Source organism: Candidatus Magnetobacterium casense, from assembly GCF_000714715.1.
In the GTDB taxonomy this organism is placed as follows: domain Bacteria; phylum Nitrospirota; class Thermodesulfovibrionia; order Thermodesulfovibrionales; family Magnetobacteriaceae; genus Magnetobacterium; species Magnetobacterium casense.
Map to the genome: position 1 here is coordinate 179,559 of NZ_JMFO01000005.1, position 14,700 is coordinate 194,258.

Below are 14,700 nucleotides of genomic sequence, written 5' to 3' on the forward strand. Positions count from 1 at the left end.
TCTAATAAGGTACGTACACCGTCAGGGTATTATACATCAGGGTGCTTAGACTCAGTATCCCGTTAGCGGAGGTATCCACGCCAAAATATATATAGTAGTACCCGGAGGGCAGTCCTGATGCGCTTAACAGCCGTGTGGGTTGAAGGTTAAACAGGGCGCCTTTATATGCAGGTCTGACATCGTATGCGTGTGCAGCAGCCAGCCACTGGTCTGGATACACATAGTAGTATGTCCCAAATGGTGTAAGGACATAGACCCACCAATCTGCCATGGTGCCGTCTTTGTTGCCTGGAGCGAGGCTCACGTCGATGTCAAGCGTATCGGTTGATTTAATCGTGAGGTAGCCATCGACGCCGTTGCCTGTAATCATCGGTTTGAGGGTACCGGTGTCACCCTCCTCTGTGACGGTGAACGTCTCACCTGATATGTTGATGGTACCGGTCCTGCTTGTCGATGCCTTGTTGGCAGAGGCCGAGTACGTGACGGTACCGTTGCCGGAGCCGGTTGAACCGGACGTAATTGACAGCCATGACACCTCCGGGGCGGCAAGCCATCCACAGCCGTTTTCTGTTGTAACCGTGATAGTTCCGCTACCGCCATTGGCCGACATTGTCGCAGTGGCAGGTGATATACTGTAGATGCACGTCGATGCCGGATACAGGGACGTTATGCCATCCATATCGTCCTGCTCCAGGGTTCGTTTTTTGGTCTCACCCCTTGAGGCATACCCGTACATTGTCTTTTCTGAATCGGCTGCCGCATCGTAGAGGTCCTTGAGGCTAAGGCAATGGCCCAATTCGTGAACGGCTATATTTTGCAGGTCGTAGGAGTTCGGTGTCAGGTCGGTGCTGTAGAGGTATTTGGTATTAAAGTTTATGTCATCGTCAAAAATCTCTCCCGTTTGAGGGTCGTACCAGACGCTGTTGACGGCCAGGGAACCGTTAGTGTTGTTGTTGAAGCACATGATGTTTACGCCATCGTTGTCGCCGCAGTTGGTTGCGGTTGTGGCGCCGGCATAGGCGAATCTGAAGGAAGTCGTTGTCACGCTGTTCCACGTTTGCATGGCTGCCGTGATTGCCTCAAGCGCCCCCGTTGGGCCTCCCGTGGTGTTGGCATATAAAGTAACACCGGGTTGCTTTTGCTTCAGGATAGCACCCGATGAAGTCTTATTCACTCCAAAGGCAAGGACTTCCGAACTCCAGAGCACGCAGAGGCACAAAAACAGTGCCCTAAACCTTACCATTCTTTGTGACCCCTCTGATCTTTTTAATGAACGTGCCGATGGGTACATTATTGTCGATAACGGCAGGGTTACCCTCTATGTAGTCGAGTTCCTTGATGGCGGTGCCGTCTTTTACGGTGTACTTGCCCTGCTTGTCGCCATGTACGAGGAATACGGTTTCTTTGACCTTTCCTGTACCGGGTTTGGTCTTAAGAAACACGATAACGTCCTCACCCTTGACCACGGAGACGACATCCCTCAGTTGCAGGGTCAGGTCTCCCACGGTGCCGCCTTCATACTCAAATGCGGCGGTCTTTGCGGTAAAGTCTCCTCTGATGACCTGTGTAACCTTAAGTTGTGCCCTGGTGATAATAGTGCCGGCCTTTTGGTCCCAGGTTGATTTTGTCTGCTCCACCACGCCTCTTAAAATAACGTCGGAAGCCATTACCAGGTCGTCCGTGCTGATAGCGACAGCCCCATATAAGGGGACAACACCCAACGTCATTGCCACTATCACTGCCGCCATGCAATAAACCAAAGATACCCTTTTCTTCATTTCCTTGTTCTCCTTAATCGGTATAAGTTTTAAAGTCATTAAAAAGCCGAGCCCCTCATTAGGTGTCTACAGAAACTCCTTTATCAGCTCGTGAGCGTCATGCGTGGACGTAAACTGTTTGCGCACAAAGGCGAGCTCTCTGCCTGTGTTTTCGAGCCTGGACATGAGCTTCTGTATTATAAAGATCAATATGGTCAGGGATGCCTTTGGATGGTTCTTGATGAACTCAATGAATGCGTTTTTGTCAAACCGGATCAGTAGCGACGTTACCTCGGCCGTAACGTTTGCGGTTCTCTTGCCGCTTTCAAAGACGCAGGATTCGCCAAAGACGTCGTTTTTATCGATGGTGCTGAGGTATGCCTCTTCATCGTCCTTTTCGGGGTTGGTCTTTGTAACGCGTAGCGCCCCTGAGACGACGCAGTAGAAGCAGTCTGCCGCCTCGCCCTCGATGACGATCCTGGTATCGGGGGCATACTCCTCGGTCTCCGCTATGTAGGCAAGGGATTCCAGTGCGCTTTCGCTCAGATACTGAAACAGCACGACGTGTTTGAGCATTTCGGCGATCTGCTGGTGTTTCTCTATGACCCGTTCGTATGTCTTGAGTTCGGACTTCATGACCTCTTCCGTTATCTTGCCCAGCATTACGAGTGTGTTGCCGATAAAGGGCTTCTGGTCTTCTATGTAGTATTTTACGCGATTGGCGTTTTCCTGGGTCATGAAATTCTTCTTGATGGCCATCTCCTCAAACGTAAAGTCCGAGTCTGCCTGCAGTGTCAGTATCTGGAACACCTGTTTCATATCGAGGAATCCAAGTTCTATGGCAACCTTTTCAAAGGGCTGTATCTTTTTCTTTTGGTACTGCAGGGCCTCCAGGACATCCTCGACCTTGACAAGCTCCCTGTCTATAAGGTATTTGCCAAAAAAATAATTCTTACTCAGCTTCGTTGTCCTCCACTATAAAATTTTCTCTCAACGTCAGCTTTAATGATATCAATAACATCCGACAATAGTCAAGCACGGCAGAAAACTATGTTAAACGTAAATACCTTATATGCAGCACAAATATTGCTTCCTGTAAATATTTCTGTAGGGTTTTTTACAGCAAGAAATATTGTACAATTATAGAGCTAATGAATACCAGAATATCAGTAATCATAGTCAACTACAAGACGGCGGAGTTTGTCTTACGGTGTGTTGACTCTATCCTTGCCGGTGATTCCGATGGGATTGAGGTCATAGTTGTGGACAACTCCACGGACAGGTCAGAGGCAAAACGCCTGGAGGTGTTGATCGACAGGGGGGTGAGGGTCATCATCAACACCGACAACTGTGGCTTTGCACGTGGCTGCAATCAGGGCGTCATGGCTGCCACGGGGCAGTACATCATGTTTCTCAACCCCGACACACTTGTCTTTGACGGCTGCCTGCAACGCCTCGTTGACTGCCTTGAGGGAGCCCGTGATGTGGGCGCAGTTGGGCCAAGGACATGGTGGGACAGCGCCAGGACCATGCAGCTTATCCAGCAACGTCTGCCATCGCCATCTCTGAGCATAATTGAGGCACTGAGCGGGCTGAGGTATTTTAATCTGGCCATAGACAGGGCGCTGCTGCAGAGGGACTACCTCCACGCTACTACGACAACCCCACTGTCAGTGGCAATGCTGCCCGGGGCGGCCATCCTGACCTACAGGGCAATACTGCAACGGGTCGGCCCATTTGACGAGGGCTATCCCCTCTACTTTGAGGACAGCGACTGGTGCAGACGCCTCAAACAACACAAACTCAACCTGTACATGGCACCAGATGCAGAGATATGCCACTTCTACAACCAGAGCGCAAGGACAGACAGCGGAGGTTCATTTGGTAAATTCGCCGTCTCACAGCAGAGATACATGGCAAGACACCACGGGAAGCTATCACCCCTGGCCGCCACAGCCATGGCAAAGGCAATCCGTAAGCTGTCCAGGCGTCACTCGCCAACAGATATCACAGACATCGGTGTAATCCGGCATCAGCCACGTTTTTCGTCAGACAGGCACTTCACAGGCAGATTGCTCTTTCAGCTCTCCGTAAACACGGCATTTGTGCCATCGGCAATAGCGTTCGTGGACAGGGCCGACTTTCAACTGCCACAGGAGGTCTGGTCGTACCTGGGCCACGGCGTCTATTATGCCCGCTTTGTAACGCCTCAGCCCTACAGCGTCCTTGATACGTGGCAGTTTACAAAATAGCGCCGTGACTATGGATTTGGCTTGACACTTTGAGGAGATTGTGTTAGTATCTCCTTAATGTATGTTGAATTAAATAGTGACAAGGCCCAAGAGATACTCAGAGGTATAAGCCTGCTGTATGTTGAAGATGACGAGGTTATTAACAGACAACTCTCCGTATTCTTAAGAAGGCGCGTAAAAAACTTCTTCAACGCCTGTAATGGCAGGGAAGGGCTTGAGGTGTTCAAGACACACACGCCTGATATGGTCGTTACCGATATAAACATGCCTGACATGGACGGCATTCAGATGGTCAGGCATATTAAGGAAATACGACATGATACCAAGATAATCCTTACCACTGCCTTTAACGACGAGGAATACTTTATCAGGGCCATCGATGCCAATGTAGACAGCTTTATGAAAAAACCGATAGACCCCTATAAACTCCTCGAAACGATGATAAACCATGCAATTGTCTCTATCCAAAAGAGGGAGGTTGAGGAAAAAAGCAGACTCATCAACTTCATACTCAACAACAGCATAGGTGACGCCGTAATATCAACCGATGTACGTGGCAATGTGACATTCATCAATCCCGCTGCCCAGTACATGCTCGGATGTCTCGTTGAGCATGTATATGGCAAGCCGCTGTCAGGGGTCTTTACTATAACGGACAATGGCTACGATAAAACGCTCTCCCCTGAATCGCTCATCAGAAATGAGGTGATAGACCTCAAAAATCATACACTGCAGTTGCCAGGTGGGCAGCAATTGCGGATATACGGCAGCACCTCGCCAATACGAGATGACAACGACAGCTTTATGGGCGTTGTCATAGTATTCCAGGACCTCGACAAACTCCGGGAGGCTCAGGAGCGGTTAAGCTATCACCGGGAGAGGTTTATCTCCGTGCTAATACACGACATCAAAACGCCCTTAATTGCGATCTCAGGCTATGCCAGACGCTTCTTGCTTGGCAAGGCCAAAAGCGATGAGGACAAGAACAAACTTGTCGGTAACATCCAGAACATTTCGGATGACCTGCTCAACACCATCGAGGAGACATCGAATCTGCTCAGGGAAAAGGGTGCCTTGAACTCCTGCAACCTCGAACACATGCACTTTGACAAGATACTGACGGCGGCCATTATAAACTGTCTGCCTGCAATGGATACCAGGGGAATCAGCCTCACCATCAACAACCATGAGGGCATAGATCGTCCTCACGTTGAGCATATCACAATGGTTGGCGATCAACGCCAGCTCATGAACATGATAGAAAACCTCCTGAGCAATGCCACCAAGTACGCCAGGAGCAGTATCCGGGTGAGCTATGACAGAGATGATGTGACCGTCAGGCTGACCGTCACAGATGATGGCCCCGGTATTGACAGTTGCTATATCGATAAAATCTTTGACCCATACTACCAGATTCCTGGCAGTGTAAAGGGGACAGGGCTTGGTCTGTACAGCGTCAAAAAAGTGGTCGAAAACCACAAAGGCACCATCTGCGTAAAATCACAACTAAACGTCGGCTCCACATTTGAGGTCACCATCCCTTGTGACCCGTTGACAGAGGGGGGGTAAGGGAGAGGTGGGTAAGCAGTGGAAAAAAAAAGTTCTTGCAAATGACATTCAGTTGTGATATACTACATAGCATAAGTAACCGGAGCAACTTGGTTGAGCATGATGGCTGTGGTTGCTGAATGATATCTGTTAAGCGGGCGTAGCTCAGTGGTAGAGCACAACCTTGCCAAGGTTGGGGTCGCGAGTTCGAGCCTCGTCGCCCGCTCCATTCCTAAAGTGTCAAAAGTAAGTTCAAAGTAAATCCGTTTATCCTCAAAAAACAACTCTAAACGTACCGTCCTTGTAGTGTATCCTGCATCTATGCGTAATGTCAGTTCTTAACTGAAGAGATTGTGGAGATTGCCTTGTTGTTGGCATGTAAAATGCTACACTTATGGCATGAATAAAGAATTTGTCATGGGACATATAGCAGTCATGCAGGTCAAGGGTGATATCCTGATAATAGGGTTGCCTGTTTCTGAGGATATTGAGTGTATCATAGACCACGTGCAGGAGATGTATTCAGCCGTTGTTGTTGATATCAAAGATATGTGGATCAATTGAAGCAGGCGCAGAGGTAAATTTTTGCCTTCGGTTGAATAATTTTCTCACTTAACAGGCAGAATATCCTGATTTACTCCGAACTATGTTGTCGTTTGTCATTATTATGGCGATTTAAGTTGATAATGTGACATAACGCTATTAAAGGAATCTTTTAAGCGGCGCTGGTGATATCTATGGTTGTATCAGTGAGGGGTCTTGTCCCTGTAGTGCTGCTGTGAGGTTACGTTTTGTTATTTCGTAATCGGGATTAATGGCCAGCGATTTTTTGAAGAGGGCGATGGCCTCTTGCTTTTTGCCTGTTGAAAACATGACGGCCCCCAGGCCGTTGTAGGCCGAGTGACTGTCGGCTCTGATCTCTATGGCCCTGGAGAAGCTATCGGCTGCTTCCGTCATCCTGTTGAGGTGAAACAGTGCCCTGCCGAGGTTGACATAGGCATCCCACATGAAGGGGTTGAGTGCTACGGCTTTTTTGAGGGTCTCTGCGGCGTCATCGAGCCTGTTTGCATCGAGCAGGGCGGCTCCGAGATTGCCGTAGACCAGGTAATTAGCGCCTGTTACCCGCTCCGATTGTTCAAACAGCGACACGGCATTGCGCCAGTAGCCCACCTGTCTGTAGGCAAGCGCACCGTATAGCAGGACAACTACGGCACATGTTGCAAGCATGGCATTTCTGATAACGCCCTGTTGAGTTAAACGCGGGTATTTTAAAATCACCTCTGACACACCCATCGTTACCACAACAAACAACCCTATGGATGGTATGTACGTATATTTGTCCGCCATGCCCTGTGCACCAACCTGTACCAGTCCGATGACAGGCAACAGGGTCACCATGTACCACAACCACCCCATCGCTAAATAAGGCCGTCTCCGTATGGTTGCAATAGCCGCTACCGACATGACAAGGAGTATCAGAATGCTGACGGCTATGAGCCAGGGCGGTAGATTATTCTCAAGTGGATATATCACCGACAGACCGGTTGGGACAAGCAGCTTGCCGGCATACCTCACATATGACACCAGGGCGTTGGATAAACGCAGTTGCAGGGGCACCTGCGACAGGGACGATATTGCACTGACGCTCTGTTGCGCATAGATGGTGATCAGACTGCTGATGGCTGCTATTGCAAAGAGCGGGAGTTTTTCTGTTATCAGTGCGATGAGGTTTTTTTGTCTGAGTCTGTGCAGCGGCCACAGGTCAACTAGCACGAGTACAACTGGCAGGGTCACCACCATAGGCTTTGCCATGAGACCGGCAACAAAGAGGACACTCAGGATAACATAGCCCCTGGTGCATGGTCGTTGTACGTAGCGCACGTAGGCCAACAGTGCCAGTATCCAGAACAGGCCGCTGAGGACGTCCTTGCGCTCTGCCACCCAGGCCACGGACTCAACGTGCATGGGATGAACGGCAAAGACACCTGCCATAAATGCACTCTGCCACAGCGCACCGGTCATCCTCTGAAGCAACAGAAACAGCAGCACGGAGTTAGTTGCGTGCAACAGGAGGCTTGTGAGGTGGTGTCCCCCGGGGGACAATCCGTGGACGTTGACGTCGAGCATGTGTGACAGCCAGGTCAGGGGGTGCCAGTTGCCTCCGTAGGTGGTTGTAAATGCCCATTGGATGCCGGCAAGGCTCAGTCCGCCTCGTACGCGTGCGTTGTTTAGTACGTATAGCGGGTCGTCGAGGTTTATGAAGTCATGCCGCCACATCTGCACGTAGACGAGCACTACGGCCAGGATCAGGCAGAGCACTATGGCGTCTGTGACGTTGAGGGCGTCCTTGCCAGGGGCATCTGCGCCGGAGACGTTTGTGTCGGGTGTGTCTTCTAAGTTCCCGGCTTTTTTCTTTTTATGGGCCTTATTTTTTGACACATTCGTTGGTGTCATATACGCCGTTACAGTTTAAATCGCACCATTTGCCGAGCTTAATCGTTGTCTCCGATATCGTTATGCACGAAAATTCGGGGTAGTTGACGTCGTCGCATCCGGGGGAGGTGGGGTTACAGGCGGTTGGGGTGGCGGCGGCACGGCACGTTGTTGCAGGGTTATCCGGTTTGCAGCCCGTGGTTTTTTTGTCGCATTCCCTGCACCCGGTGTACAACTGCATTTCGCCGTGTGCAAAGGCGGATGTCACTGTCTCATTGAGTTCGGTAATGGCCGTGCTCTGTGGCGTAAAGGCGATTACCTGCAGTGCGTAAAGGAGTGTGATGGGATAGGTCTGTCCCTGTAGGTGGATTGTGTGCATGGAGAAAAAGCCTCCCGGATCGGTTATCCTGCCATCTGTTGCGGATGTGGTATCGCACTTGCCGGCAGACGTTGTGCCTGTCCCGTCACATCTGAGTTCGTAGGTTGTCAGGGCAAAGCGTTGTGCAGGCGGAGTGTTGTTGATAAATATGCCATATGTTCTGTTTTCGGCCATTGCCCTTACCCGCATCTCTGACAGGTCTGCGTACAGTTGTTTCATGTTTGTCGCTATGTTGACTCTGGCCTGTGAGCCGATAAATTGCACAACATTATAGACAAATACGCCCACGATAATGCCCAGTATGGCAACAATGGCAGATACCTCTATCCCCGTATATCCACGCTCAGTCCTCATGCAGTTTATATCTTAACATGTCAACGTAAAAAAAACACAGGCAGACCCACCAGGGCAATCGCATTTGACCGGAAGATAAAGAGGTTGTTACTCCCATTTCTTTGCTTTTTAGTGCGGCATCTTCTGGAACAGGTAGATGCCAACGGTCGTAAAAGCAACGGGCACGAGCCAGGGGGCGATAAAGGCCGGTATCATCCCCGAGTATCCCATCGACAGGGACAGGGCAAAGCATATCCAGTACACCAGCCCAATGGCTATGGCAATGCCAACGCTGATCGTACCCGAACCCATCTTCAACCGTGTGACAATGGCTATGGCGGCAAGCATCATGACGACAACCGTAAAGGGATAGGAGAGCTTGGCGTGCAGGTTTACCAGTGTCTTTTGGTTGTCGTATCCGGCGCTTTTGAGGTGCCTGTTGTAGCTTACGAGGTCGAAAAAGGACATCTCATCTGCCGTGGAGACGTCTTCGTCGTAGATGCTCAGGGCGTTTATCTTCTCCACGGAGATGTCGTTGGCCCGTGAAGAGGTCATATTTACCAGGTCGTATAAGGTAACATCGGACAGGACCCAGGTGCTGCCGTTGTAGAGCGACGTACCGGCGGTATACATCTGTGTAAGCCTGCCGTTGTCAATCACAAAGGCGGTAACGTCTTTGATGACCCCCTTGTCGGGGAAATATTGGCCGATGTTTACGATGGTGTCGCTTTTTTCCAGAAACCATATATCGCTGGTCTTAAAGATATTCCTGTTGTGATTGTGCTTTAACCTGTACAGGAGGTTGTTTGCCTTGAAGTTAAAGGGACTGGCAACAAAACTGTCGATGGCAAAGTCCATGGCGGCAAGTATCACGCTGATGACGATAAACGGTATAAATAGTCGCTTCATGCTTGTCCCCGTGCTCTTGATGGCAATAAGCTCGTTAAACTTCGTTGCCTGACCAAACACCAGCAGGGTGCCAATCAACGCCGCCATCGGCAGGAGATACCGGACATACTTGGGCGCCGTATACGACAGGTACAGTAGTATCTCCGTGTACTGCGGGTGGTACTTCATGAGCTTGTCGTACTTGTCGATGACCTCAAAGACGCTCACCAGTGCTGTCAGTCCGACTATTATCGTGAGATAGACCAGCAGACATTCCTTTATGTAATAGCGTTCTATAATGGTCATCGCCCGTGTGCCCTCCCGTACAAATACAGGGATAGGCCGAGCGTCAACGCCAGGGGTATCCAGGCGCCCGGGAAGTGGACGAGTTTGCCGTTGCGGATGAGTTTTTCGCAGTAGACCAGGAGGCCGTAGTAGAGGACAAATATGGTCATGGCAATGCTCAACCCCGCCAGTCTGCCACCCTTGCCAAGCAGGTGGGCCAGAGACGGGGACAGGATGCCCAACACCAGAACCATCAGGGGCAGGGTGCAGCGTCGGTGAAACTCGATGTAGAGCTGGAGGCGTTCTTCGCCCTGTCTACTCCCGGCCCGGTGAAGAAGCTCGGAGGGGGTCAGTTCGCTGACGCTGAAGTTGACCTGGGGCATCATGCTTACAGTCATGTTGTAGGTGTCAAAGGTCAGCTTTGTAAGCGTCTGTGCGGAGGGCAGGAATATCTCACCCTTCTTTAGCGCAAAGCCGACACTCATGTTGTCGTAGGTGGTGATATTGCCTTCCTTTGCAAAGATTACCCATGAGTTTTTTTTATTGCGTTTGTCATAGATAAATATGTCTCTGATGGATGTCGCTGAACGTTTCTCTTTGACGAGTACCACGACGTCCTTGATCAGCGTGTAGAAGACCCCCTGTTCGATGGCCATGGGGGATTTGGTGGCGATGATCTGTATGAGCCTGGTCCTGAATGTCTTGCTGCTTGCCGGACTGATAACAAACGCTGTATACCCGGCCAGCATAAAGCACATCCCCCCAAGGATCAACACCGGCCTTGCAATCTGCCCAAAGGACATGCCCACGGCCCTGAGTATGACGATTTCGCTGTCAACGTTGAGTCTGCCGTAGGTAAACAGCACCGCCGTCATAAACGACATCGGCAGGGTCAGCAGCGACAACTGAGGCTGCACATACATGATGATCTCCAGGAAGTCGAGCGTAGAAGCCCCCACCCCGCTTAGTATCACGCTGAACTTCAGCACGCGCTCCATCATCAGGACTACGTTGAATGCCGCAAGACTCAACAGGAGCGACCACAACAACTCCCGCAGTATGTACCTGTCTATGGTCCTTATGATTGTCCCAATCCCTTCGTAGACTGTCCGGGATATTTATCAGTTATTTTGTGGATTCTTGCGATCCTTTGATTTGATGAAACTTATCAGGCCGCAGTTCTTGCAGACGTCTGCACCGGGGAATAAATCGCCCGGTCTTGTAACCGACGAACTTCCCTGCTGCTCTTTTCTGTCCAGTAACCTTTGGGTTACCGGTTTTATGTGTCCTCCGGGGATCATGACGTTTATTTCACCACGTTCGGTTTTTCCTGAGTTGTAGCTGCCGCTGCACGCCGTTAGCATATTTAGCGTGTTTTCATTGCAGGCAAATACGCATCCCCCGCAAGCCGACGAATTCATGGTAAGAGCCGGTCTTAACGGATGCACGTCCATGGCAGCCATATAATCGACAACCAGGTGGTACGCTTGCATATTGTCACAATACAGGTGAACGACGTCAGGCGTGAAATACGAATCGGCAAGTGGTGAAACGACAAAGGCCTTCAATTGTCCCTCCGGCAAGCGTGGCTTGGTTTTTATGAATCTTTCGGCTTGTTCCATGTCTTTGGCATATTTCAGATGACTTTTGATCTCCGTATCATCCAATGGTTTCCATCCAAACACGTAGCGAGCGTTTATGCAGCCAAGCGTTTCTTTTGTCCCTAATATAGTCTGTCCTTTCATCCTCGGGCCAATTTCGAATTGGCAGAATGTTATGGGATGAACGGAAATATGGTGTGAGACATTGTTTTTGAAATCCTCAAGTTCAGCGTCGTCAAAGATGAACTTTACGGCAATGGGATAGTGCATAAGTCTTAACTCTTCCATAAGGGTGTGTTGTATATCTTTATAATCCAAGATTCTTACCTCCTGTTTTGTGAAAACCCAATATTTTGACAAATACAAACATTTAGCAGACACCAAGCAGATTCAGCGCAAGCAACAGCAGACCTGACACCGCTATTGTTTCGACAACGATGGGCTTACTTGTTGCAGAGTCTATGCACCCGCATTTGCAATACCATACGAAGATATTGAAACAGATCAATTCATCGAAAGTCAATCCCGCAAATTGCCTCATCTAAAATCTATTATATGGCTGAACTATTACGAAAAACGCAAGGGATACGTAAGGGCCTTGTTGTTGTGGGAGCGTTACTTTAGCAACATTTTAACCACCGTGCCGAGTCCATCTTCACTCTCTATCTTTAGTTGCCAGCCGTGGGCCTTGACTATGTGCTTAACGATGGCAAGCCCCAGACCGGTGCCACCGAGTTGTCGTGAGCGTGAGGGGTCTACCCTGAAAAACCTCTCGCCAAGCCTGGATAAGAAGCGCCTGGCAATCCCAACTCCGGTATCCCGGACAAAGAGGTACACGTCGCCGGTATTATCCCTGTTGGTACCAATCTCTATGCCACCACTTTGGGTGAACTTGATGGCATTATCCGCCAGGTTAAGCAGCACCTGCATCAGTCTGTCTTTATCGGCGTTGACAGAGACATCATCGCTATCTGTAACCTTTTTGACATACAGCCCCTTCTCACTTGCCCTGATGGCAACAATCTCAATGACTGAATCGATCAACTCAGCGATGTTGACCTCCGTCTTGTTTATCTTGATGACACCCAACTCAATCTTTGACAGGGTCATCAGGTCATCAACGAGCCTGTTGAGGCGCTCGCTTTGAAACTTTATTATTCGTAAGAATTTCTCGGCCGTCACCCTGTCATCAATTGCCCCTTCTAAGAGCGCCTCTGCAAAGCCATATATGGCGGTAACGGGTGTCTTTATTTCGTGAGATACGTTTGCCACAAAGTCTTTTCGCATGTCTTCTAATTTTTTTAGCCCGGTTATGTCGTGAAGTAGTATGACGACACCAATCAGGTCGTTTCCCCTGTAAAATGGGGACATCCTCACTCGCACGTACTTCTCTACAGGATAGTCCAGAAAGACCTCGCCAAACTCGCCATTGTCAAGCTGCTTCACCCTCTCAAGCATTGTCAGCAGCTCCAGACTCCTTACCACCTCTATCAGCGACCGGTTATTGAACGTCCCGCTATAGCGAAACAACTCATATGCCTTGTCGTTTAAGAATACGATCTCCTGCCTGTTATTGAGGATGGCCAGCGCATCTGGAATACTCTGGATTATGGCATTGAGCTGCGCACGCTCCTCTTCGGTTTGCCTGAACTTCTCCATAAGGTTTCTGGTGACATCATTTAGCGAGGTATATGCCTCGGCAAGGTCGGGGTAGTCCGCAAAGAAATCCCGGCCAGGCAAAACACCGTTCAGAACCATCTCTGAAAACTGCCTGGCCTCCTTAATAAACTTAGCCCTCTGTCCGTAATGCCTTACAAAGAAAAACACCATAGAGATATCCCATGTGAGGGATAAACCCAAAAACACATACGTAACACGCATAGGAAAGTCCTCCGGATAATTCTGATCTGCAAACTCACGTCTTGTCAGCGTGGTGACAATGGCATAAAAGACAACAACCAATAATACCGTCATCACATTGACTGCGACGATCCGCCTTATGAGCTGTCTCTTGTTCACAGATTGTCCTCAAAGTAATACCCAATCCCCCGGCGCGTCTTGATATACACGGGTCTTGCCGGGTCCTCTTCTATCTGCTCGCGCAGCCTTCTGATATGGACATCCACCGTCCGCGGCTCTACGTAGGCCTCATCCCTCCATACGGCATCCAGGAGCATGTCCCTTGTCAAGACCCTCCCGCGTCTTTGCATCATGTAGTGCAGGAGCCTGAACTCCGTTGCGCTAAGATTAACGTTCACACCCTTCTTGCTGACCATATACGTCTGTGCATCCAGCTTTATGTCACCGGCCCTGAGGATGTTTTGGGGCGCTGTAGTACTTTGACCTGTCCTTCTGAGCACTGCCTTTACCCTGGCCAGCAACTCCTTGTTGCTGAAGGGTTTGGTTATATCGGAAGTTCCAGATTGGAGAGTTCGATATGTCCCTATAAAGCCTTTATAATAAACATTCTATGTTGATTTGCTTAAAAATTATTCGCACAAACAGTGCCTAACACTTCAGGAATTTGTATGCCAAGTTTTTCTAAAACTCTTTCGGCTATACCTGCCGGTTTTACCACCCTCGTAATTATTACACCTCCTATTTCTTCATCTACGCATACTATTTCATTTAAACTTGAAATTAGTTCATCTATTGGTTCTTCCATTTCACATGTTTTCTTTATAAATTCATTTAAAAGTCTCAATGCAAGCATTACTAAAAACACATGTCCTCTTGTTCTATTTTCTTTTGTGTGATATATTGGTCTTACTTCGAGGTGTGTCGTTTTCATCTTTTTAAAATCTTGTTCTACTTGTGATAATGATTTATATCTGTTATGTATCGTTTCCTTTTCTACTTGTGATTCAATTAAATTTGTCTTAATGCAATAACAACCATCTAAAAGCATATCGTTTTCTATAGCTTCCTTTATCTCATTAACTTTTATAATATCTTCTTCCAATTTAATATCAACCAAATTGTTTATATGTAAATTTAATGTCTTGTTTTGTATTTCTTTCAGACCTTTTTGATAGTCTGCTTTTTTATGTTTCACAAAATATTCATTCTTTAAACTTGCCAAGTCCTTTATTTTATTTATCTTATCCTGTCTCGTTTTTTTGTTTTCTTGTGCTCTTTGTTGATTACGTCTCATTATATATCTCTCATCATCTACAGTTACTTCCATTAACTCATTGTCAAATAATTGTATATCTAATATCCCT

General features: G+C 48.7%; 15 protein-coding genes and 1 tRNA gene. 4 read left to right on the forward strand and 12 right to left on the reverse strand.

Annotation, left to right across the window (positions count from 1 at the left end):
* Position 1: 1 nt before the first annotated feature.
* The 3 genes from Mcas_RS04770 to Mcas_RS04780 form a co-directional block, all read right to left on the reverse strand.
* Positions 2-1,243, reverse strand: coding sequence for a matrixin family metalloprotease (locus Mcas_RS04770; protein WP_040334349.1), 1,242 nt, complete (start codon positions 1,241-1,243; stop codon positions 2-4).
* Positions 1,230-1,778 carry a hypothetical protein gene (locus tag Mcas_RS04775; RefSeq protein WP_156033142.1) on the reverse strand — a complete coding sequence of 183 codons (549 nt, stop codon included), beginning with the start codon at positions 1,776-1,778 and terminating at the stop codon, positions 1,230-1,232. The genes Mcas_RS04770 and Mcas_RS04775 overlap by 14 nt, the downstream gene beginning before the upstream one ends.
* 66 nt (positions 1,779-1,844) lie before the next feature.
* Positions 1,845-2,576 (reverse strand): cyclic nucleotide-binding domain-containing protein, encoded by a 732-nt coding sequence (locus tag Mcas_RS04780; protein WP_040334351.1) that lies wholly within the window; start codon positions 2,574-2,576, stop codon positions 1,845-1,847.
* A 332-nt stretch (positions 2,577-2,908) separates the two neighbouring features.
* Here Mcas_RS04780 and Mcas_RS04785 point away from each other — a divergent pair, with 332 nt between their 5' ends.
* The 4 genes from Mcas_RS04785 to Mcas_RS18025 all read left to right on the forward strand — a co-directional run bounded on the left by Mcas_RS04785 (position 2,909) and on the right by Mcas_RS18025 (position 6,121).
* The gene (locus tag Mcas_RS04785) at positions 2,909-4,009 is read left to right on the forward strand and encodes a glycosyltransferase family 2 protein (RefSeq protein WP_040334352.1); all 1,101 of its coding nucleotides are present in this window, start codon (positions 2,909-2,911) and stop codon (positions 4,007-4,009) included.
* Between the two features lie 57 nt (positions 4,010-4,066).
* On the forward strand, positions 4,067-5,578 hold the full coding sequence (locus tag Mcas_RS04790) for a response regulator (RefSeq protein ID WP_040334353.1): 1,512 nt from the start codon (positions 4,067-4,069) through the stop codon (positions 5,576-5,578).
* A 133-nt stretch (positions 5,579-5,711) separates the two neighbouring features.
* Positions 5,712-5,786: transfer RNA gene (locus Mcas_RS04795), tRNA-Gly, on the forward strand.
* Between the two features lie 170 nt (positions 5,787-5,956).
* On the forward strand, positions 5,957-6,121 hold the full coding sequence (locus Mcas_RS18025) for a hypothetical protein (RefSeq protein ID WP_156033144.1): 165 nt from the start codon (positions 5,957-5,959) through the stop codon (positions 6,119-6,121).
* Positions 6,122-6,292: 171 nt separating this feature from the next.
* Here the strand turns inward: Mcas_RS18025 and Mcas_RS04800 are convergent, their stop codons facing one another.
* The 9 genes from Mcas_RS04800 to Mcas_RS04835 all read right to left on the reverse strand — a co-directional run.
* Positions 6,293-7,996, reverse strand: coding sequence for a tetratricopeptide repeat protein (locus tag Mcas_RS04800; RefSeq protein WP_052566863.1), 1,704 nt, complete (start codon positions 7,994-7,996; stop codon positions 6,293-6,295).
* On the reverse strand, positions 7,983-8,723 hold the full coding sequence (locus Mcas_RS04805; protein WP_040334354.1) for a pilus assembly FimT family protein: 741 nt from the start codon (positions 8,721-8,723) through the stop codon (positions 7,983-7,985). Before Mcas_RS04805 ends, Mcas_RS04800 begins: the two co-directional genes overlap by 14 nt.
* A gap of 108 nt (positions 8,724-8,831) precedes the next feature.
* Positions 8,832-9,896: an LptF/LptG family permease gene (locus tag Mcas_RS04810; RefSeq protein ID WP_040334355.1), complete on the reverse strand. Its 1,065-nt coding sequence runs from the start codon at positions 9,894-9,896 to the stop codon at positions 8,832-8,834.
* Positions 9,893-10,993, reverse strand: a complete 1,101-nt coding sequence (locus tag Mcas_RS04815; RefSeq protein WP_081853615.1) for an LptF/LptG family permease — start codon at positions 10,991-10,993, stop codon at positions 9,893-9,895. The genes Mcas_RS04810 and Mcas_RS04815 overlap by 4 nt, the downstream gene beginning before the upstream one ends.
* A gap of 3 nt (positions 10,994-10,996) precedes the next feature.
* Positions 10,997-11,764, reverse strand: a complete 768-nt coding sequence (locus tag Mcas_RS04820; RefSeq protein WP_052566868.1) for a DUF169 domain-containing protein — start codon at positions 11,762-11,764, stop codon at positions 10,997-10,999.
* 82 nt (positions 11,765-11,846) lie between these two features.
* The gene (locus Mcas_RS18030) at positions 11,847-12,017 is read right to left on the reverse strand and encodes a hypothetical protein (RefSeq protein WP_156033146.1); all 171 of its coding nucleotides are present in this window, start codon (positions 12,015-12,017) and stop codon (positions 11,847-11,849) included.
* A gap of 74 nt (positions 12,018-12,091) precedes the next feature.
* A complete protein-coding gene (locus tag Mcas_RS04825; protein ID WP_052566864.1) occupies positions 12,092-13,495 on the reverse strand; it encodes a sensor histidine kinase in 1,404 nt (467 codons plus the stop codon).
* On the reverse strand, positions 13,492-13,836 hold the full coding sequence (locus Mcas_RS04830) for a winged helix-turn-helix domain-containing protein (protein ID WP_156033148.1): 345 nt from the start codon (positions 13,834-13,836) through the stop codon (positions 13,492-13,494). The genes Mcas_RS04825 and Mcas_RS04830 overlap by 4 nt, the downstream gene beginning before the upstream one ends.
* A gap of 122 nt (positions 13,837-13,958) precedes the next feature.
* Positions 13,959-14,700, reverse strand: a 742-nt coding sequence (locus tag Mcas_RS04835) for an IS1634 family transposase (protein WP_235203274.1), incomplete at its 5' end; no start/stop codon positions are given.